Origin of the sequence: Moorena sp. SIO3I8 (assembly GCF_010692325.1) — a bacterium.
Lineage (GTDB): Bacteria > Cyanobacteriota > Cyanobacteriia > Cyanobacteriales > Coleofasciculaceae > Moorena.
Window position 1 is genome coordinate 36883 of the sequence record NZ_JAAHHW010000039.1, and the last position, 19353, is coordinate 56235.

The window sequence follows — 19353 nt, forward strand, 5'->3', positions numbered from 1 at the left end:
AGTCATTGCCGATTAATAATTACCGATTACCCAACCTTTACAATACCAATGCTCCCGGACATGATATTACGCAGTGAATCTAGTTAATAACGCACCCTACTATTTATAGAGTTTGGTTTCAGTTTGCCGTAAGTCTTGTTGAAATTATTCCTTAACCAACTTTTTAAACAGGCTTTAATAATCTTTATGCAGCTAATAAATTTGCTTCGATACTATAGATAATAAACGATTAAAATAATCAAAATGTTTATTAATCCTAGGGGGTGGTTCGGGAAGATTATTCCTTCCCATACACCAACTCAGTATACAGATATTTCTACAAATAAAGATACATCATCACAGCATAACACTCGGTTAAATCCAGCTAGATTAGGTTTTATACTAGCTGTTTTTTTTCCCCTATTCGGATCAATTTCAACGGCTCGGGATTGGGAGGGAGTGCAACGGATGGAAAGACAAACCCAAGCTTGGTTTTTCCAACTTAGGGGTCCGGTGACTCCCCCAGACAATATAGTGATTTTGGCAATTGATGAGGAGTCTCTGAATTTAAATCAATCCTATTATAATGATGAGTCTCAAGCACTAACTGATTTAGAACTTATCAAAAGCTGGCCTTGGAAACGAGCTGCTTATGCTACAGCAATTGAGCGTGTGATGGCTGCTGGAGCTAGGTCTGTCGCCCTCAGTATTGTGTTAGATAGTCCCAGTAGTTACGGCCAGGCAGATGATCAACGGTTGAGAGAGGTGCTGGAAAACTATGGCGAAAGGGTTACTCTGGCCGCTATGTATGAGACTTACGAAACTGTTGAAGGTGAGACTATCAAGCTAGTTAAGCCAAATTCTGTGTTTGAGAGACCCCAGCTATCTGTAGGTTCTATTAATTATCCCATTGAGCCGGATGGCAGAATCTATCGTCTAGCCAATCAGTTTCCCAAAGTTTGGGCTAAGAATAATCCAGAATTGGCAGAAACATCTGATCAGCTGATTTTTACAGTACCTTCCTTTAATGAGGCTACCTTGGCCAAAAGGCCACGCTACGCGAAGGCAGCTGCTCAGCAATCAGGACTGAGGACGAAGCCCAAAGCAGAGAATATTTTCTTCTACGGTTCGGATGCATTTACATCTATTCCCTTCTGGTATGTCTTAGATGATAATCGCTGGCACACTCGCCTAGAGGATGGTAAGTCTTTCCAAGACAAGATTGTGTTAATTGGACCAACTGCTAGCTCATTACCAGATTTTCATCGGACTCCTGTGTCCGACAGAATGGCTGGGGTAGAAATCAATGCTAATGCGATCGCAACACTACTCGAAGGTCGTGCCATTGTCCAAGCAATTCCCAATCCTATCCACAGAGGAGTGTTGATCTTCTTAGGGGTTACTGTCGTCAGGTACTTATTCAGTCGGATTAAGCGATGGCAAGTTTGCCTAGGCTGGACAGTGCTCGGGGTAATCACTTGGGGAGGAATCAGTTATCTATTTTTCGTGTATGAGGGGCTAATTTTGCCTACAGCAGTGCCTTTAGTTAGCATGACTCTCAGTGGTATTTTCTGTAGCGCTATGGGAGCAATTCAAGACCTGAAGAACAAACAGCAACTACGCCAAACTCTTAAACATTACGTTTCTGCGCCCATTGTCCAAGAAATTATCTCTGGACAGGATGATTTAAGGAATTTGCTGGAGGAGAGGGAACAAGAACTATTAGCGACTAAGTTAAGTGGACGCTATCAAATCATCAAACGACTTAGTGCCGGAGGATTTGGCGAAACCTTTATTGCTGAAGACACCCAGCGACCGGGAAATCCGACCTGTGTGGTCAAGCAGCTCAAACCTGCTAGCAATAATCCTCAACACTGGCAACTGGCTCGACGGTTATTTCAAACGGAAGCAGAAATTCTGGAAAAGTTGGGCAAACATCACCAAATCCCTGAGCTGTTAGCTTATTTTGATGAAAATCAAGAATTTTATCTAGTTGAAGAGTTCATTAATGGTCATCCTCTCAGCAATGAGTTACTACCGAAACCTCTTCCTGAAGCCAACGTCATTGGGATAGTGGTAGATATTCTACAGGCATTGCAGTTTGTCCATAGTCACAGTGTGATTCACCGAGATATTAAACCTGATAATCTAATTCGGCGCAAATCAGATCAGAAGCTGGTGCTAATTGACTTTGGCGCTGTTAAAGAAATTACTAATCAATTGCATCCAAGACGAAATTTGACTAAGTTCACGGTGGGCATTGGTACTAAAGGTTATATGCCTAATGAACAAGCTGTGGGTAGTCCAAGATTTAACAGTGATATTTATGCCACAGGTATGATTGCTGTGCGATCGCTTACTGGCATACCTCCTAGCAAATTACCCACAGATCCCATAACTGGAGAAGTAATTTGGCTCGATAAGGCACAGGTCAGTCCTGAATTAGCTACAGTGGTCAACAAAATGGTGCGCTATAGCTTCCGAAGTCGCTATCAGTCGGCTCAGGAAGTATTAGAAGCACTGAAACCTTTAACCAAAACCTTGCCAAGATTCTCGTTTAGTAGCCCTGAGTCATCGGTAGCGCTACAATCTCAGGCTTCCACCTTGCCAGAACCAGAGGAAACCATGGTCGATAGTGACTTTTCAAGTTCACAGAAAACTGTTCCGTTGTCAGAATCTACCACAGTGCTAGAGGAGGAAACCATGCCCGATAGTGATTGTTCCAGTTCACAGAAAACTGTTCCGTTGTCGGAATCTACCACAGTGCTAGAGTCTGACGAAACCTTATCCTAGTGATTAGTCATTCAATAGAATAACCTTGGCCTTTGGCCACGCTACGGGAACAAGCTTCAACCGATGGCTGATCGTGGTGCGTTACGGGACCGGCTGTCATACCCTGGCCCATAGGCCAAAAATCCAGGTGAGCCGGTCCCTAACGCACCCTACTGGACCGACACATCTAAAATGGTGCAATAAGCGTAGGTTGGGTTGAAGAATGAAACCCAACACCAGTAACGCTTTGTTTGGTTTCCCTACCGCTCAACCCAACAAACATTTTTAGGTGTGCCACGCCACTACGCCACTTCAACAGAATAACCTTCAACAGAATAACCTTCAACAGAATAACCTTCAACAGAATAACCTTGGCCTATTGGCCACGCTACGCGAACAACCTTAAGCCACTGCTAGAGGATTTAACCATCGCAAAATTTCCTGTTGCAACCGATTTAAATCGCGATAGACTTCTTGCTTGACCCACTGACCTACGGCATCCAATGGGGTAAAAACTGCCCCTGGGTTTAAGGTGACATCTTGCCCTAAAGGTGTTAAATGATTTCCTGGTATCTGCTGTAGGGCAACCATATTTGGAAAACGTTTCTGTAAGGCTTGGGTCAAGCTAACACTTTGGTCAATCTCGTCATCAGTGAATTTAATCAGTAAATTACGCTGGATTTGATAGCGTTGAGTAATCAGATAGTTAGTTTCTTGGGGTGAGGGAGTAAACTCTACCTGAAAGACAGGATTGAGGTTTAACTGTTCCACAAAGGGGATAGCACGGTCAGCGGAATAGTTGTTATAGGAAATCAAGATATTACCAGCTCGCTCTACACTGAAGAGGCTGCCAATCAACAAATGCAGTTTGCACCCCATACTGTGGCCTATACCATAGATGGGTAGATACCGTTTCCTTAAAACATTGGTTACCTGTAAGCGATTTAGAGTAGTCTCGAAGCGGTTGAGTACATCTCGTGCGATCGCAATATGGTCGAGGGTATTCACAAACGGTGTCGCAATCACTGCATACCTTTGAGCTGCTAATTTTTCCAGTAACAATCGGTAGGTTACTTGGGGAGCTGTAGCAATAAATGCCCCACCCAGAAAATGGATAATCCCGGTGGGACGATTGGGGATTAAAACCCAGTTACCAGATATCTCTTGCCAGTCCATGCTATACTCTACTTGCGAGGGTGCTCTATTAACACACCCTACTAACTAAAGAATCGTAACTAACTCACTAAAGATTCAGCACTGACCTTAGTCAATTCTCGAATCTGCTCAATCAAATTGTTCATACCATCAATATCGAGGCGATAACTGATGGGATGGGCAATCAGTCGTGCTGTACTCTCATACAAAATGTCAATTTCAATCAAGCCATTCTCTTTTAAGGTACGACCTGTGGACACCAAATCCACAATTGCCTCCGACATCCCGGTAATCGGACCAAGTTCAACAGAACCGTAGAGCGGGATAATTTCCACTGGCAAATCCAGGTTATTGAAATATTCCCGAGCACAGTGAACAAACTTGGAGGCTACGCGACCATGAGCTGGCAAATCCAAAGGGCTTAGATAAGAGCTAGCGGCACGAACTGCCAATGACATCCGACAATAACCAAAGTGTAAGTCACCTAAGGTAGCCACTGCCGGGGTTTTTTCCCGTAGCACATCGTAACCAACTATCCCCAACTGAGCTTGACCATATTCGACGTAAACCGGTACATCTTGAGCTCGTACCAGTAGAGCTTGAGCCGTTTGACTGGGGTCTTGAATCTGGAGTTGGCGGTTGGAGGAGTCTAGGAAGGCACTAAAGTCTAAGCCAACGGATTGCAGTAGCTTGATGCTGTCTTTTAGGAGTGCGCCTTTGGGTAATGCGATGGTAATCATATGGGGAGCTTCGGGAGCTTTGGGAGGGTGTAAATTAGTTCACTGATCAGATCAACTATACCGGTAGAAGCTCAATTATAGAAACCCGTGCTCCTCAAATTACCACCAACCTAATCATTTACTTAGGTGCGCTTTCCGCATCTAATTATTAAATTCGCCACAGGTCGCACCTGTTGAATACTTATGATTCCGGGAGGTACGTCATTAGTTATTTGTTAAACCTTTAAATCAGGAATCAGCTCTAGCACAGTTTTTTTAATGAAATCCCGCTGATAAAAGTCAGGATCAACAATCCTTCGATTCCAGACCACAATGTCTAAATCTATACAGCGCGGTCCATTTTTATTGGATTGCTTCACCCGCCCTTGGTCAATTTCGACTTGTTTAAGTTTTTGACGAAAGGTCTCAAAACAGTCTTCTGTATGAATTAAAAAGGCACCATTTAGAAAATCAGGTTGCTCAGTAAAGCCTAGGGGTTCTGTTATGTAAAAGCGAGATTCATTAACAAAATTATCAGTTTTTGATAAATTATATTTGGCTAATTTTACATTTTCATGAGGTTTAATATTAGAGCCAACACTTACTACCACTTCATTCACTAGCACTTCATTCATCGTTTAGCACTCAATTCTATAGACACAGAATCGGAAAATCGCAAAGCAAAAGGTTTATCAACTTTGACCTTAGCCCATATTATCCGGGGATTTTCCATTACAATATCTAAAATCATCTGGGTTAGCTTTTCTAGTAAATTAAACTTACTTTCTTCCACTGCTTTAATTACACGCTTGCTTAGGGTTTTATAATTTAGGGTATCTTCAACGCGATCGCTTTTTGTAGAATTTCCTGGGGTAAAGCCAGCCTTAATATTAATCACAACATCTTGTTTAGTTTTTCTTTCCCAGTCATTAAATCCTATTATCGTGCGGAGTCTTAAATTTTTTATTTCCAGCAGCGCTTCAACATAACTGTGTTGTTTTTGCCTCCCGAAATCATTAACTTTTATTGATGTGATATCAGTAAGTTTTGTCATTTTTTTGATGTATATAGTCTTGATTAAGTTTATTGTCAGCTATCAGCCGTCAGCTATCAGCCGTCAGCTATCAGCGGTAAGCTATCAGCCGTCAGCTATCAGCGGTAAGCTATCAGCCGTCAGCTATCAGTTATCAGTTATAATTGAAAAGCGGGCGGCTTACAGTTGATTACAAATGTTGACCGCCATCCACAAATAAAAACTGTCCGGTAACAAATTGATTAGAGAGCAAATAGCGAACAGCCTGACAAATCTGATCCACATTGCCCTGGCTATGCATGGGTACTCTTTGTCTAAGTGTTTCGATATACTGTTCACTTGCCCCGGCTGGAAGTAAAATCCACCCAGGGCAAATTCCATTCACTCGAATATATGGAGCAAACTCCAAAGCTGCCATCTCCGTTAAGTTAGCCAAGGCTTTCTTAGCTAATGTGTAAGCAGAATAGGAAAAATCATTCTTGTTGATTCTGGTATCAATAATATTGATAATGTTCCCTTTTTGATAAAGACGAGCAAAATCACGGGTAAAGAAATACGGAGCCTTAAAGTTTACAGCAAAGTGACTGTCAAACAAGTCAAGTTCCGTTTCTTTGAGGGTTGCTGGTTCAAAAATGGAAGCATTATTCACCAACACATCAAGCTCAGGAACATCTGCTTTCACCCTTGGCAAAAGATTAAGCATATCTTGGTCACAGGTTAGATCAGCTTGGTAAAACCGACAATTTCGGTTTAGGGACTGGATCTGTTCCCCTAGGATTTCCGCGTCTTGGCGAGAACGGTTGTAATGAATGGCTAGATCATAGCCCTGTTTCGCCAAGTCTAATGCGATCGCTTTACCAATCCTTTTGGTGCCACCTGTAACCAATGCCCAAGCCATACTGGTTTGTCTTTCTAGCCCTTAAATTATAATTACCCTATGATTAACTTTATCTTAACTAAAATAGTATATCAATGACTTGGCTGTTAACTACAAGTAGTAGGCTTCGTTAATAACCCACGCTACAGATAGAGTCGCTGCGTAAGTCTTATAATTGTGTTGATAGTCAAGCGTCAACCGTCAACTATCAACAAAATCAATGCGTATCCTTTTAGTAGATGATGAAATTGAGCTGACTGACCCCCTGTCTCGGGTATTAACTCGTGAAGGTTACACTGTAGATGTGGCGTATAATGGCGCGTCAGGAAATGAGTTAGCATCCCTTGGCGCTTATGACTTGTTAATCTTAGACTGGATGCTACCGCACATTTCTGGGTTAGAAATTTGCCAACAAATGCGATCGCATGACACCACTACCCCAGTTCTTTTTCTAACCGCCAAGGACACTGTAGATGACAGAGTGATGGGATTAGATGCTGGTGCTGACGACTATCTAGTTAAACCATTTGAACTGCGGGAGTTACTCGCTAGAGTCCGGGCTCTGCTTCGGCGTTCTGCTGCGACTGATGCCAATCCCAGCCAGCGGTTACGGGTTGGACAAATAGAATTAGACTTAACCAATCAAATAGCTTATCGCCACGGACGCCCAATTGAGCTATCAGAAAAAGAAAGCCAACTGCTAGCGTACTTCATGAGCCATGTTGGTCTATTATTATCCCACAAGCAAATTTATCAACATTTGTGGCCATCTGAGGAAATCCCAAAAAGTAACAATTTAGCTGCTCTAGTTCGTTTGTTGCGTCGCAAAATCGAAATTAAGGGTTCCGCCCCCCTGATCCATACAGTTTATGGTAAGGGTTATCGATTTGGTTGATTGTTATTTGTTAATAAATAATTTAACTTATTTATTGATTAGCCTGACTACAGGGGCTAAAGGACATGCGATGCAGCCGACATGGTCCGTATTTTTGCAGTGCTAACCGATGCTTTTTGGTACCATAGCCCATGTTGGCTGTCAAATCATACTCTGAATACTTGGTAGCTAGACGAATGATTAAATCATCACGCCACACCTTGGCTACAATACTGGCCGCTGCAATATGAAGCGATCGCTGATCCCCCTTTACTAGATTTCGTTGTGCTATCGGTAAATCTGGCAACCCGTGTAACCCATCAATCAGACAAATATCGGGCTTAACTTTTAATTTAAGCACAGCCCGTTTCATAGCTAACAATGAGGCTTGTAAGATATTGAGCTGGTCAATTTCTGCACTAGTGGCATAACCAATAGTCCAATCCAGTGCCAATCCCTGAATTTCTTGAGACAGCCTTTGGCGTCGTTTCCGGGACAACTTTTTACTATCTTTAACGCCAGCTATAGCCAGTTGTGGCAGGACAGATACAGGTAAAATCACTGCTGCTGCCACAACTGGACCAAATAAGGCACCTCGCCCTACTTCATCTACTCCAGCCACTAAGGAAGGAGTACCGGATTGATCCGGTAACTCAAACACTTCAGTGACTTTGTCCGTTGTCATTTATCTGCTGAAGAGCGGCGACGGCGGCGGCGCACTATGGGGGGACTATTAATGGTGCCATTGGTAGTAATAAGTTGATCAGATCCAGTTTCTGGAATTGCTGTGGCAGCAGTAGATTGCACCAAGTCTGATTCGTCTAACTCTAGCTGATCGTCGATGGAGGATTGACTATTAGTTGAATCGGTAGTTGAATCGGTAGTTGAATCGGTAGTTGAATTGGATAATTCTTCTTCATTATCCTCGATTTTTTCTCCCGGCAGTAACACTGAGATAATTGCTGACCTAGGATCTTTCACCTCTCGGTCTAAATTTAGTATAGGGGAAATGCCCATCAACGCATAAACATCTTGTTCTTCTGGGCTCATTTCAACCCTGACCAATTCTGGTGGTTCCTTTTCTTGAGCAAACTTGACTAGCTGAGGTTTTTCTACTCCTGAGGTGGATACCTCGGGTTCTGTGATGGCATCAAAGTTGGATGAGACAGAGATCACCCGATTGACTCCCCTAGTAATTGGTTCTTCCCTAATCACTGGGTCATCAATACGACGGCGGCGGCGGCGGCGATTATTTACCGCTCCCCGTTCCTGATAACTGGGGTGATTGAGCAAGTCCAACTCATTATCATTCTCAGAAGATAAGTCTACGGGTTCGTTGAACTGTGGAATGCTTCGCTCTGCTGGTAAGGGGATTGGTGCTAAGGTCTCTAGTGCTTCTGCTTCGACTTCACCGGGAAGATGTGCCAGATGTCCTAAGCCGCCACAGGTAGCACAGCTTTTACCAAACAACTCATAAATATTTTGCCCTTGGCGCTTGCGAGTCAGTTCCACTAAGCCAAGTTCCGAAAGCTGGGCAATCTGTGGTCGGGCTTTGTCCTCTTTTAGGGCTTGATTGAAGTGTTCGAGAACCTGCAACTGATCCCGCCTGGTGTCCATATCAATAAAGTCAACAACGATCACCCCAGCTAGATTACGTAGGCGCAGCTGGCGGGCAATTTCTGTTGCTGCCTCACAGTTAGTCCACAAAACCGTTTCCCGTGCTGTAGCTGAGCGGGTAAAGGAACCAGAGTTCACATCAATTACGGTTAGAGCTTCGGTAGGTTCAATGATAATGTAGCCACCAGATGGTAAATCTACTCTTGGCTTGAGGGCTTCTCGAATTGCAGCATTGACCCGGAAGTATGCCAAAATTGGCATGCGATCGCGGTGATGGTCAATCAAGACCCCCTCTGGTGCTTGACCTCCACTCCAGCTCAACAAGTGTTGTTTAACCCGTTTGACTGCAGTACTAGAATCCACCACAATCCGATTAACATCAGCAGTGTACATATCCCGGAGGACACGCTGAATAAAATCATCATCCCGATTAAGTAGGGCTGGTGCTCTGGTAGAGGTTGCTTCGAGCTGGACAGCTTCCCATTGTCTTTGCAGGTTTTCCAAGTCTTCCATAATGGCTTCTTCGGCTCTGCCTTCGGCTTCGGTGCGCACCAGCACTCCCATGCCCGATGGTTTGATTAGAATTGCTAGAGCTCTGAGGCGATTACGTTCACTTTCGCTCTTAATCCGCCGAGACAAGTTTACTCCTCGGCCATAAGGCATCAGCACCAAATAGCGACCGGGTAAACTAATATTACCTGTAAGCCTGGGCCCTTTATTACCAGTAGGTTCTTTCATCACTTGCACCAACACCTTCTGCTGGGGAGTCAGCAGTTCGGTGATCGCACCAGACCGGCGTTTCAAGCGCAATGGTCCTAAATCTGTCACATGAATAAAACCATTGCGATCAGGATCCCCAATATTGACAAATGCTGCATCAATACCCGGTAAGACATTTTCTACAATGCCTAGATAAATATCACCGACCTGGTGATTACCGGTGGCAACTACTAGTTCTTGAATTTGATCTTCCCAAAATACAGCAGCAAGTTGATGTTGCTCTGCAATAATAATTTGCTTTGGCATGCAATTTCCTCAAAACTTCGTGGTACGCTTAGTCCTACAGTTAACGATAGGAGTCGTACTCTATTTCTAGGTCTGAAATGTTCGGTGATTTACTGCCATTAAACTGATCGGCCACAGAGACTAATAAATAGACTATGAATAACTAGAGGTGCGACCCGTGATGGCGAGCAATGCCTTGACCGTAGGTCACGCGGGGCGCGTTCGCCATCACGGAAAGCCCACTTAACTATTTTGTTGCTCATTGTTTGTTCGCGTAGCGTGACCTACGGTCAATCGAAAACTGTAGTCAATGGCTGTAGTCAATGGCTGTAGTCAATGGCTGTAGTCAATGGCTGTAGTCAATGGCGGTGAAACTGTCTCGAAGCCCCGTCTGTTTAAAGGGGGGTGCTGACAGGGGGTTTGTTTGGTGAATGGGATTGTAGCGGCTCTGCTGATTGTACCACTTGGAGGTGCGACATTAGTTCTCTACTTTAAGACTCGCTTTCCAGTAGGATGTTCTGTCGCAAAGTCGAAAATTTTTGAGGTGCGCGCCCGAACGCGCCCTGCGTTGGGCTTTGCCTAAAGGCGCGACCCAAGAAGCCCGGGTTCCCGAGCCAAAGTAAAGCGCACAATCACGCGAATTTAAATAGCCAAGTAAGAGCGCACCTATGTGTAATTGTCTCGCAATCTGCCTCGCCTTTCCTATAATCCCGTAGGGACTTCGGGGGATGTTAAGCCTGACAAATTGATCACGTGACTCTTGTGGATTCAAATAATTCTAACCGATTTTCTGAGGATTTTGACTAACACTTGTGAATCCCTGTCTCTATCCAGTCGCACTCTGAAATATAGACAACGGATTACTTTGCCACTGATATAACTGATACAAAAATGGAGGTTAAGCCACTCCCCCCATCAAGAAGTGTGACCAGTGGCAAATTTAATTCGCATTAGGAAAGCGCACCTATGGTGACATACTCCCACACTGACAAGCACGGTTCAGTGTGGGCTTCTTACCAACTCCAGCTATTGCTTAGGATACTCGGTAAGCTTTATTAACGATACGGGATGCCCCTCCGCACCGGAACAATACAAAAAGTTCTATTTTTAAACACGCAGGTGGCGGTTAGCTCTTAATTTGTCTTCCCTGCTATTTTTATTATAACGTTTTTCAGGCTGTTTATCAGAGTTCCTGCCCGCGATTCATCCCTGGAGACGAAACCGATAGATAGGGTCGCCTTAATCAAAAAGTTTTAACCCTTTTCGCCTAACCGACTAACCATAAAGGCGACCCTATCCTTACGGTAACTTTAAACACTCATGCTGCGCATTGAGGTGTGGGGCTTCTCGCGGAGGAAGCTAAAACAGGCTATGCGCGATGGTTTTGGCTAACCACAGCTCCGATAGCTGAAAGTCAGTTGACCCCTTATCGGCACTGTTCGGGATTTACCACAAACTACCCAGTTGCTACCAATCTATCCAAAAGTTTTAATTTTTTGTTAGCTGACTATTTCCTGACCAGAGGTCTGGAAATTCTTCAGGGTTTCTGTCTATATCTCCTGAATCTCCCTGTTTCAGCAGCTTTACTGCTTAGATTTAGGGTCTTGAGGCACATATGTTTGCGGTTAGCTCTTAATTTATCTTCCCTGTCTTGATGCAGTTGCTCATGGGGGAAACCCCCAAGACCTCGCTGCATCGCTACCATTCCTAGTGTATCACATTGGTAAGATCCTTTGGGACTCTTACCCTGCGCTTCCCATAGGACACCTAGCCAATAAAGGTAAAGTGCGGGGCTTTTCGCGGTTCAGCTAAGGAGCGAAATCTCCTTTGTGGTACCGATGTGATCGTAGCCTAGAAGCTTACGCTTTGCAATTTAAAAGCTGGTTTCGGTTACCCCACCCAAATTATAAAATATGCCTAGGGACTGCGCTCAACCATTTTGTTCAATTAATTTTGACAGCTTGAGATTGGCGCAGAGACTGAATCGTTGTGATCGTATGCTCAGCCACCTGCTCAATTTCTGCCATGGTATTAAAGCGTCCAATTCCAAACCGGATGGAGGCATAAGCCAGATTTTCCGGATGTCCTAGGGCTAATAGTACATGGGAAGGAGCTACAGTTGCTGAGGAACAAGCGGAGCCAGAAGAAACGGCTGCCACAGGCTGTAATCCTAGCAGCAGGGCTGCGCCATCTACTCCCTCCACACTAATGTTAAGGTTTCCGGATAATCGCTGGGTAGGATGACCATTGATCTGGATACTTTCTAGTTTAGAGAGAGTGGTCCACAGACCCTCCCGGAGTTCTATCAACCGTTGAGATTCTGAGGGTTGTTCTTCTAACCCCAGTTCCACAGCCTTAGCAAACCCCACAATCTGAGGGGTATAAAGTGTGCCAGAACGCATCCCTCGTTCATGTCCACCGCCATGGAGCTGGGGTGCAAGCCTTACTCTGGGGTTACGACGCCGGACATAGAGAGCCCCAATCCCCTTTGGCCCATAAATTTTATGGGCTGTCAAGGACATTAAATCAATCTTCATCGACTGCACATCCAAGGGGATTTTGCCAATAGCCTGGGCAGCATCTGTATGGAAGAGTACATTATGCTGGCGACAAAGATCCCCAATCTCGGCCAAAGGCTGCAACACTCCAATTTCATTATTCGCTGCCATCACTGACACTAATATGGTATCAGGACGGAAAGCCTGCTCTAGCTGGCTTAAATCCACTAGTCCATCATCTTTTACCGGTAGAAATGTCACCTCAAACCCTAGGGTTTCTAAATAGTGACAGGGGTCAAGAACAGCATTGTGTTCAGTTTGCACGGTAATCAGGTGACGTCCTTTACTTAAATAAGCCTCAGCCACCCCTTTAATGGCTAGATTGTTAGCCTCTGTGGCACCACTAGTAAAAATGATCTCGACTGGTGTGGCATTGATAGCATCTGCTAGAATCTGACGACCTTGTTTCACCGCTGCTTCAGCTTCCCAGCCATAGGTATGGCTGATACTCGATGGATTGCCAAAATGTTCAGTGAAGTAGGGTAACATTGCCTCCAACACCCGTTCATCCATAGGTGTTGTGGCATGGCAGTCTAGGTAAATTGGGCGATGCATGGTTTTTCGTTAGTTACAAATTGGAGCTGCTACGGGATACATTATGATCAACCTCCTCCCCATGACCTGATCACCCCATCATCAGGTGATAGGGAGGAGGCGAGCACAAAGAGCGGAAAGCGCACTAAGATGTTTCACCACTCAAATTAAATTCCTAGATCTCAAGTCCACAGTTTTTGAGAGGTGCAACTATTAGCCTTATAGCTCTCTAAACTTTGTCAAACATTATCCATTATTTTATAATGAAATAAGTTAGTAACTTGTTTAACAAGGGAACACTACCGCCCAACGAAGAACTAAAAGCTGATCAGCTGGTCGTAAGTTAAGCGACGTAAAATAATGGACTGAGTGAAGTGACAGTGCGGTTTGAGAGTAGGCAGCAGAGCCTCCATTAAGAAAATTAGCGCAATGCTTTTGGCATTGCTTTGTCGGCAACAACCATTAGTTAAAACTAATGCTATACCATCGTCCTATCTACTTGTGAGTAGGTTTGTACAGGTTAAATGTTGCACTGCTTTCCTAGATCACCAAGGGCTACTGGTTAAAATCCCATTACCCAAGCGATGCAGAGGTGCGACCCGTGGCGAATTTAATTCGCCTAGCGATGCAGAGGTGCGACCCGTGGCGAATTTAATTCGCCAACGGAAAAAGCACCATTACGGTCTTGGGGGTTCCCCCCATGAGCGACTGCATCAAGACAAGGAAAACGCACCATTACGGTCTTGGGGGAAACCCCCACTAGCTATTGCATCAAGAATGGATGGTTAATTTTCCATTGTCCATTTTTTTGCAGCTTTCGCTGTTCATTATCCTCACAACACACTCCACCCTTTAAGAATTTAGTGCAGTTCATCAAAACGGCAATTTTGACTGAATACGCTTTAACTCAAGACATGTTGAACAGATTGATTTAATTTTCCCTGGTGTCAAGGCAGAATTAACTACACGAGTTTTGAGACCGCATTTAGGACAGATGGGTTGATGATTAATGATCACCCACATGCCCCACTTGAACTCAATTACTTTTTCAAGCTCAAGCTGTTTCAGTCCTTGGGCAAGTCGCTCTTCTGAATACCGGCACTTCCTGTTCAATTCATCTTGAGTCAGTTTCCCATAGTCAGAGGTACAGAGCAGATGAATGATTTTACCACAGGTTTCTTGTAAGTTACTTAATTGTTCTTGGGGAGCTACAGGCTTCTCGGGTTTGGTGTAGCGGGGAGGGCACAGTGGGTAGCTCGAGAAATTCACTCGATTGTGTGTAGTGACTTTCTGTGTAGTGACTTTCTGTGTAGTGACTTTCTGCTTCCAACGGACTAACGTTGAAGAACCACCGTGGCCACTTGTCATGGGAATGTAGCACTTATCTGACTTAATTTTGAGTTGCTGATTTTCCTGAGCAAGGGTATTGCTTTGCTTAGCGGTTACCCTTTTCTCCCAGTTCTGATGCTTTAACATATGGTGTAGATGTAATGTAGATGTTCAACCCTTTTCACAACCATCATAATTTTGTTAAAAATATTGAACAACCGTGATTATACGTAAGATACTCTTTTGCCCACCGGGGAGTTACCACTGAGTTTTCACGGAGAAGATTAGCGATGCTCCATTCATGTTTGGGCAGCATGGTGGTATAGCGCTACGCTTAGCGTCAGAAGTCAGAAGTCAGAAGTCACAAGTAAGCTAGACTCACGTTTCGGAGTTTAGGAGCGATGCAGCGCGGTCTTGGGGAGGCAGTGCGGTCTTGGGGGTTCCCCCCATGAGCAACTGCCGTGGTTTCCCCCACTCGCGCTTTGCATCAAGACAATGTCCTAATTTGAATGCCTAGTGCTATATGGACGCGCTTCGGTTGTGGCTATGCGATCGCATGGTTGCCAGCTGGGGTCAATTTCGATTTCTAGTGCTCCCTACCAAAGCCGAGAATGACCACGCCCAAGCCCACACTTACCAGATCGGGAAGTGTTACATTATGTCACCAGAACAGAGTGGTAAAAAAATTGGACACAAGTAAAGACAGTTCCTTAAAACACAGCAAAATTCACCAAAGGCTAAGTCAATTGATTAAGGTACTGGCTCAAAAATTGGGTAGTGTCCGGGAACTTGCTAGGCAAGTCAATGTCACTAACAATACCTTGACAAATTGGATGAATTGTGATAATACTCCCAGCTTAGAGAAGCTAGAGAGGCTGGCTAAAGGTATTGGTTGGACAACGGAAGAGTTGATCAGCTTCTTGGTCAGTGAGGAAAACCCTCTCGAAGCCATTGAGCGAAACAAGAAATCGAGTTCCTCTACTTTGACACCACCTATTTCCATGGAGCAGATTTTGGCAGAGCTTCAGTGGCGACCAGTACAGCAATTAGTTGAGATTAATTTAGCGATCGCTAAACGGTTGCAAAGGGAATTCAGTGGTTCGACAGATACCACCGGCCTAGAGGAGGTGTTAAATCAGTCTCCTAAATTTGAGGAACTCAAGGGAGTGAAATTTATTTCACTGAGCTTAAAGGCCAGGCGACGATTAAAGAATTGGGTGACAATCTGCCAAAGTTATGTAGGCTTGAGTCCAGAGGAATTTATCCAAGTCGCTGTCGAGAAGCACAAAATTGACCCAGGAACCTTTGGGCTATTTTATAAGAGCATCATGGAACTCTCTAGTACTCCGTTTCCCCAGAGTTACTATGAGTGGCTTTTCCCGTTAATTTCTCCAGTGAGTGGTTGGATCGGGTCAGCACAAGAAACTCCTATTCTAGATTTTTCGAGAACTTACACAGAAACTTACACAGAACCTTGGAGTCATTTTATTGAGAATTTAGAAGACAGTGGTAATGGAGTGACTAGCAAGTCTAGTTCAGTTCTGTGTTAACCAGGTTTTATTAACGGTTGACGATTGACGGTTGACTGTCAACGGTGAAGATAAAGAAACTTTCTACACATAAACCGTTGCGGGTAGTGCATCACAGAAGTGTGGGAATGGTAAGATGGCAGAGGTAAATAAAATACTTCAATGTTATGGAATGTCCTCTGTGTGGTCATCACAAGACTCATAAACACGGGAAAACTAGCAAGGGTTGTCAACGCTATTACTGTCGAGTTTGTCGGCAGACTTTCACAGAAACCTTTGATACTATCTATTACCGATCGACTTGTGAACCCTGAACAAATCCGTGCAGTATTACAAGCGATCGCAGCAAGGTTGCAGTTTAAGAGGAGTTAGCCGTACTACGCATCTGGCATACAACACAGTGGTGAGTAATGTCCGAAAAGCTTCTCTATTTGGACAAATGGTTCATAACGCTCTTGTGCAAAAGGTAGAAACAGAGCAGATAACTAGCGATGAGTTTTGGTCATTTGTGCAAAAAAACAATTTCACTGTCTCCGAGATCAGATGATAGTGGGAGATTGCTGGATTGGGATAAATCAAGATCTTGGAAACGGACTAATTCTTGCTGCTAGAGTGGGCAAGCATACTGACGAGTTGATCTCTCAATTCCTAGTTAAAACAGAAGGCAAAACAGATTGTCAACAATGGCATACAGATGGTTGGGGTGGGTATGAGCGAGTTCTACCAACTGATGTCAAACACATCTGACGGTAAAGACCAGACCCAAAAATTAGAGCGAACGTTCCGGAATTGTCCGCCAGCAGACTCGACGGTGGCATCGCCGACAGAACTTGCTTTGCCAAAGCCTGGAAGCAAACTGAGGCAACAGTAAGGTTAGTGGTCAGCTATTTCAATTGGATTTGGATTCATAGTCGTGCATCACAATACAGCAGCACAAAGAGCCGGATTAGCTATCGCTCCTTGGAGCTGGCATGATTTAATCACCTATTCCACACTTTGCTAACACCATTACTGCTATTGAGTAGTGCATCGTGCCATTACCGTGACAATCACGATTTAGCTATCCCACACTTCTTTAATGCACCACCCCTGAATCCTTACCTTGGAGGTTGCAACAAAAAGTTACGAGGTAGTATTTCTGTTAAGATAGCACTGGGGGTCGCCTGGTTGACTGACAAAACTTCCAGAATGCTTGTCCGATGGGGGCTAAGCGCGTTTATAGCCATCAGACCGTGAAAAGCTTATAAGCGCGGTAGTTGTGGTCGCGAGTTCACCCGCTCGATTCACCTGTTAAACAACAGATACCGAATAGGCTTTTTCCTTGGAGCCGAAAAAGTTTATAGAGAAAGGTATTTGGGGCTTTATTCCCAACTTTTGTCAGTCAACCAGGGTCAAAACTGATGATTGCTTCAAAACCAAACACTAAAAAAAGTAATTTAAACATTATTTTGGGGTATCATTATGGATACTGGAATAGTAGCATTAACAACTTATAAAATTCCAATATATTTGGAGAAATAATTCTATGAAAGTTGAGGTGGCACAAGATCTGTACCCTTCTAGGGGAGACAAGAGTGGATTTATTAAAAGAAAAGAGCAAATCATTTATGGTACTATTGAACAATTTAAAAAGGCTCAACTTGATAACAAAGAAGTTACTTTTTATAAAAAAAATGGGTACTTGATTATTGAAAAGATGTTATATTTTAATGAATTAAATAATTTAAAAAATGAAGCTAAAAAAATAAAAAAAAATCCTTATAAGAATCTGAAAATCCAGAAATTATTAGAGAGATAGACTCTAAAATCGTAAGGTCTGTATTTAATATTCATAAAACTAATGAAATATTTAAAAAACTCTGTTACAGTCGGAAGATTTTAAATATTGCAGAAGCATTGCTAGGAAGCCCAACGTATATTCATCAATCAAGAATGAATTGTAAAGATAGATTTGATGGTAAAGGGTTTTATTGGCATTCAGATTTTGAGACTTGGCATAGTGAAGATGGTATGCCTAACATGAGAGCTGTAAGCTGTTCTATTTTGCTTACTGATAATAATGAGTTTAATGGTCCATTACTACTAGTACCAGGCTCTCATAAATACTTTATTCAATGTCCGGGGAAAACTCCAGAAGCTCATTATAAACACTCTTTAAAGAAACAGGAATATGGCGTACCTACAAAAGACTCAATCACCAAAATAATCAAGAAACATGGTATAACTTCGTTTAAAGCCAAAGCAGGTTCGGTTATATTTTTTGATTGTAATATAATTCATGGTTCATCTGACAATTTATCACCATTTCCTAGATATAATCTTTTCTTTGTTTACAATAGTATATACAATAAATTGATATCTCCCTATGCTGGCACAAAACCAAGACCAGAATTTATTGCATCAAGAGAGCATTAATTTATTATAGATAAATCAAATAGAATTTATCTATAAATTATCAAAAAGTCGTAAGCATTCAGCTCTCAGCTCTCAGCTCTCAGCTCTCAGCTCTCAGCTTTGAGCTTTTAAATAAAACAAGTAAGCATTCGTTTAATCTTTGTTACGTCAGCTGAATGCTGACGGCTGACGGCTGACGGCTGACGGCTGAATGCTTACAAAAAGTCTCTGTTGGAGTTGATTATTTTATTAGCTTGACTCACTATTTATTTCATAAAAACCTTCTTTATTATGTACCTCTTCTCCAGTCAAAGGAGGATTAAATACACATATCATACGCATGGTTTCTGTTGCTCTTAAATAATGTCTTTCGTGCTTGTTCAAAAAATACAAAGTACCATCTGAAATAGGATGTATTTCACCTGTTTCTATGTCTTCTATTTCTCCATTTCCAGCTACACAATAAACAGCTTCGATATGATATTTATACCAAATATAAGTTTCTGTTCCAGCATGAATTAAAGTATCATGTAGAGAAAAGCCAACTTGGTCATCTTTTAATAAAAAACGACGACTTGTCCAGTTGCCATTTGGTGCTTTAACTTCCCGCTTTGTTCCAATAATTTCTTTTAAGCGACGTACAATCATATAGTATTTCTTATTTACATATACTAATTACTACATATTGTATCCCACATTCCGCAGGTTTGTTACACCAGTAGATAATATTTTTGGCAGGGAGCACCAAGAAACTGAAGAATCCTGTGATGCTCATGAGTTAAGTTGACAATTTGCTCGACTCCGCCTAGGATAACTAAATGAATCGACTGAAAGCACTGAAATACCCACCGCATTGTCGGGGTAGCCGTCGGCTTACCCAATTGGTTGTTAATAGTTTGCTTAGTCCGGGCGAGAGCTTGGCGTAAGGCTCTTTGGGCGAGAGTGTAAACCAATAAACAAAGACGGTCATCAAAGAGA

Annotated in this window: 18 protein-coding genes and 2 pseudogenes; 9 read left to right on the forward strand and 11 right to left on the reverse strand. The window is 43.2% G+C overall.

Annotated elements, in window-relative coordinates; translation table 11 throughout:
* The first annotated feature begins 243 nt into the window (after positions 1-243).
* Positions 244-2772: a serine/threonine-protein kinase gene (locus tag F6K51_RS16790; protein WP_293021972.1), complete on the forward strand. Its 2529-nt coding sequence runs from the start codon at positions 244-246 to the stop codon at positions 2770-2772.
* Positions 2773-3153: 381 nt separating this feature from the next.
* Here F6K51_RS16790 and F6K51_RS16795 read toward each other — a convergent pair whose 3' ends face one another.
* From F6K51_RS16795 to F6K51_RS16810, 4 genes are all read right to left on the reverse strand, one after another.
* Entirely contained in the window at positions 3154-3927 is a 774-nt protein-coding gene (locus F6K51_RS16795; RefSeq protein WP_293021973.1) for a DUF1350 family protein, read from the reverse strand.
* Between the two features lie 59 nt (positions 3928-3986).
* Positions 3987-4646, reverse strand: a complete 660-nt coding sequence (gene hisG / locus F6K51_RS16800; protein ID WP_293021974.1) for an ATP phosphoribosyltransferase — start codon at positions 4644-4646, stop codon at positions 3987-3989.
* Positions 4647-4861: 215 nt separating this feature from the next.
* Entirely contained in the window at positions 4862-5260 is a 399-nt protein-coding gene (gene folK, locus F6K51_RS16805) for a 2-amino-4-hydroxy-6-hydroxymethyldihydropteridine diphosphokinase (RefSeq protein WP_293021975.1), read from the reverse strand.
* Positions 5257-5679 (reverse strand): FolB domain-containing protein, encoded by a 423-nt coding sequence (locus tag F6K51_RS16810; RefSeq protein ID WP_293021976.1) that lies wholly within the window; start codon positions 5677-5679, stop codon positions 5257-5259. The genes folK and F6K51_RS16810 overlap by 4 nt, the downstream gene beginning before the upstream one ends.
* Before the next feature lie 19 nt (positions 5680-5698).
* Between F6K51_RS16810 and F6K51_RS16815 the strand changes: the two genes are divergently transcribed.
* Positions 5699-5848, forward strand: coding sequence for a hypothetical protein (locus F6K51_RS16815; RefSeq protein WP_293021977.1), 150 nt, complete (start codon positions 5699-5701; stop codon positions 5846-5848).
* Here F6K51_RS16815 and F6K51_RS16820 read toward each other — a convergent pair whose 3' ends face one another.
* The gene (locus F6K51_RS16820) at positions 5849-6556 is read right to left on the reverse strand and encodes an SDR family oxidoreductase (protein ID WP_293021978.1); all 708 of its coding nucleotides are present in this window, start codon (positions 6554-6556) and stop codon (positions 5849-5851) included.
* 199 nt (positions 6557-6755) lie between these two features.
* On the opposite strand from F6K51_RS16820, the gene rppA reads away from it, so the two are divergent.
* Positions 6756-7430, forward strand: coding sequence for a two-component system response regulator RppA (gene rppA / locus F6K51_RS16825; RefSeq protein WP_293021979.1), 675 nt, complete (start codon positions 6756-6758; stop codon positions 7428-7430).
* 31 nt (positions 7431-7461) lie between these two features.
* Here the strand turns inward: rppA and F6K51_RS16830 are convergent, their stop codons facing one another.
* The 3 genes from F6K51_RS16830 to F6K51_RS16840 all read right to left on the reverse strand — a co-directional run bounded on the left by F6K51_RS16830 (position 7462) and on the right by F6K51_RS16840 (position 13144).
* Entirely contained in the window at positions 7462-8094 is a 633-nt protein-coding gene (locus tag F6K51_RS16830) for a ribonuclease HII (RefSeq protein ID WP_293021980.1), read from the reverse strand.
* Entirely contained in the window at positions 8091-10052 is a 1962-nt protein-coding gene (locus tag F6K51_RS16835; protein WP_293021981.1) for an Rne/Rng family ribonuclease, read from the reverse strand. The genes F6K51_RS16830 and F6K51_RS16835 overlap by 4 nt, the downstream gene beginning before the upstream one ends.
* 1922 nt (positions 10053-11974) lie before the next feature.
* The gene (locus F6K51_RS16840; RefSeq protein WP_293021982.1) at positions 11975-13144 is read right to left on the reverse strand and encodes an IscS subfamily cysteine desulfurase; all 1170 of its coding nucleotides are present in this window, start codon (positions 13142-13144) and stop codon (positions 11975-11977) included.
* 408 nt (positions 13145-13552) lie between these two features.
* On the opposite strand from F6K51_RS16840, the gene F6K51_RS16845 reads away from it, so the two are divergent.
* Positions 13553-13912 (forward strand): hypothetical protein, encoded by a 360-nt coding sequence (locus tag F6K51_RS16845; protein ID WP_293021983.1) that lies wholly within the window; start codon positions 13553-13555, stop codon positions 13910-13912.
* An 84-nt stretch (positions 13913-13996) separates the two neighbouring features.
* Here the strand turns inward: F6K51_RS16845 and F6K51_RS16850 are convergent, their stop codons facing one another.
* Positions 13997-14599, reverse strand: a complete 603-nt coding sequence (locus F6K51_RS16850; protein WP_293021984.1) for a hypothetical protein — start codon at positions 14597-14599, stop codon at positions 13997-13999.
* Positions 14600-14975: 376 nt separating this feature from the next.
* On the opposite strand from F6K51_RS16850, the gene F6K51_RS16855 reads away from it, so the two are divergent.
* From F6K51_RS16855 to F6K51_RS16875, 5 genes and pseudogenes are all read left to right on the forward strand, one after another.
* On the forward strand, positions 14976-15152 hold the full coding sequence (locus F6K51_RS16855; protein WP_293021985.1) for a hypothetical protein: 177 nt from the start codon (positions 14976-14978) through the stop codon (positions 15150-15152).
* Positions 15139-16002 (forward strand): helix-turn-helix transcriptional regulator, encoded by an 864-nt coding sequence (locus F6K51_RS16860; RefSeq protein WP_293021986.1) that lies wholly within the window; start codon positions 15139-15141, stop codon positions 16000-16002. Before F6K51_RS16855 ends, F6K51_RS16860 begins: the two co-directional genes overlap by 14 nt.
* Positions 16003-16148: 146 nt before the next feature.
* Positions 16149-16984, forward strand: a pseudogene (locus F6K51_RS16865) (IS1 family transposase).
* A gap of 522 nt (positions 16985-17506) precedes the next feature.
* Positions 17507-17779: a hypothetical protein gene (locus F6K51_RS16870; RefSeq protein ID WP_293021987.1), complete on the forward strand. Its 273-nt coding sequence runs from the start codon at positions 17507-17509 to the stop codon at positions 17777-17779.
* A 29-nt stretch (positions 17780-17808) separates the two neighbouring features.
* Positions 17809-18396, forward strand: coding sequence for a phytanoyl-CoA dioxygenase family protein (locus F6K51_RS16875; protein ID WP_293021990.1), 588 nt, complete (start codon positions 17809-17811; stop codon positions 18394-18396).
* Positions 18397-18624: 228 nt separating this feature from the next.
* Here F6K51_RS16875 and F6K51_RS16880 read toward each other — a convergent pair whose 3' ends face one another.
* Together F6K51_RS16880 and F6K51_RS16885 are read right to left on the reverse strand one after the other, a co-directional pair.
* On the reverse strand, positions 18625-19023 hold the full coding sequence (locus F6K51_RS16880) for an ectoine synthase (RefSeq protein ID WP_293021988.1): 399 nt from the start codon (positions 19021-19023) through the stop codon (positions 18625-18627).
* Positions 19024-19085: 62 nt separating this feature from the next.
* A pseudogene (locus tag F6K51_RS16885) lies at positions 19086-19353 on the reverse strand (IS1634 family transposase); the annotation flags it as partial.

Bases quoted from the DNA above. Each gene is read 5' to 3' on its own strand.
- F6K51_RS16790 (WP_293021972.1), top strand. From the start codon at position 244: ATGTTTATTAATCCTAGGGGGTGGTTCGGGAAGATTATTCCTTCCCAT.
- F6K51_RS16795 (WP_293021973.1), bottom strand. From the start codon at position 3,927: ATGGACTGGCAAGAGATATCTGGTAACTGGGTTTTAATCCCCAATCGT.
- hisG (WP_293021974.1), bottom strand. From the start codon at position 4,646: ATGATTACCATCGCATTACCCAAAGGCGCACTCCTAAAAGACAGCATC.
- folK (WP_293021975.1), bottom strand. From the start codon at position 5,260: ATGAATGAAGTGCTAGTGAATGAAGTGGTAGTAAGTGTTGGCTCTAAT.
- F6K51_RS16810 (WP_293021976.1), bottom strand. From the start codon at position 5,679: ATGACAAAACTTACTGATATCACATCAATAAAAGTTAATGATTTCGGG.
- F6K51_RS16820 (WP_293021978.1), bottom strand. From the start codon at position 6,556: ATGGCTTGGGCATTGGTTACAGGTGGCACCAAAAGGATTGGTAAAGCG.
- rppA (WP_293021979.1), top strand. From the start codon at position 6,756: ATGCGTATCCTTTTAGTAGATGATGAAATTGAGCTGACTGACCCCCTG.
- F6K51_RS16830 (WP_293021980.1), bottom strand. From the start codon at position 8,094: ATGACAACGGACAAAGTCACTGAAGTGTTTGAGTTACCGGATCAATCC.
- F6K51_RS16835 (WP_293021981.1), bottom strand. From the start codon at position 10,052: ATGCCAAAGCAAATTATTATTGCAGAGCAACATCAACTTGCTGCTGTA.
- F6K51_RS16840 (WP_293021982.1), bottom strand. From the start codon at position 13,144: ATGCATCGCCCAATTTACCTAGACTGCCATGCCACAACACCTATGGAT.
- F6K51_RS16845 (WP_293021983.1), top strand. From the start codon at position 13,553: ATGCTTTTGGCATTGCTTTGTCGGCAACAACCATTAGTTAAAACTAAT.
- F6K51_RS16850 (WP_293021984.1), bottom strand. From the start codon at position 14,599: ATGTTAAAGCATCAGAACTGGGAGAAAAGGGTAACCGCTAAGCAAAGC.
- F6K51_RS16855 (WP_293021985.1), top strand. From the start codon at position 14,976: ATGGACGCGCTTCGGTTGTGGCTATGCGATCGCATGGTTGCCAGCTGG.
- F6K51_RS16870 (WP_293021987.1), top strand. From the start codon at position 17,507: ATGAAAGTTGAGGTGGCACAAGATCTGTACCCTTCTAGGGGAGACAAG.
- F6K51_RS16880 (WP_293021988.1), bottom strand. From the start codon at position 19,023: ATGATTGTACGTCGCTTAAAAGAAATTATTGGAACAAAGCGGGAAGTT.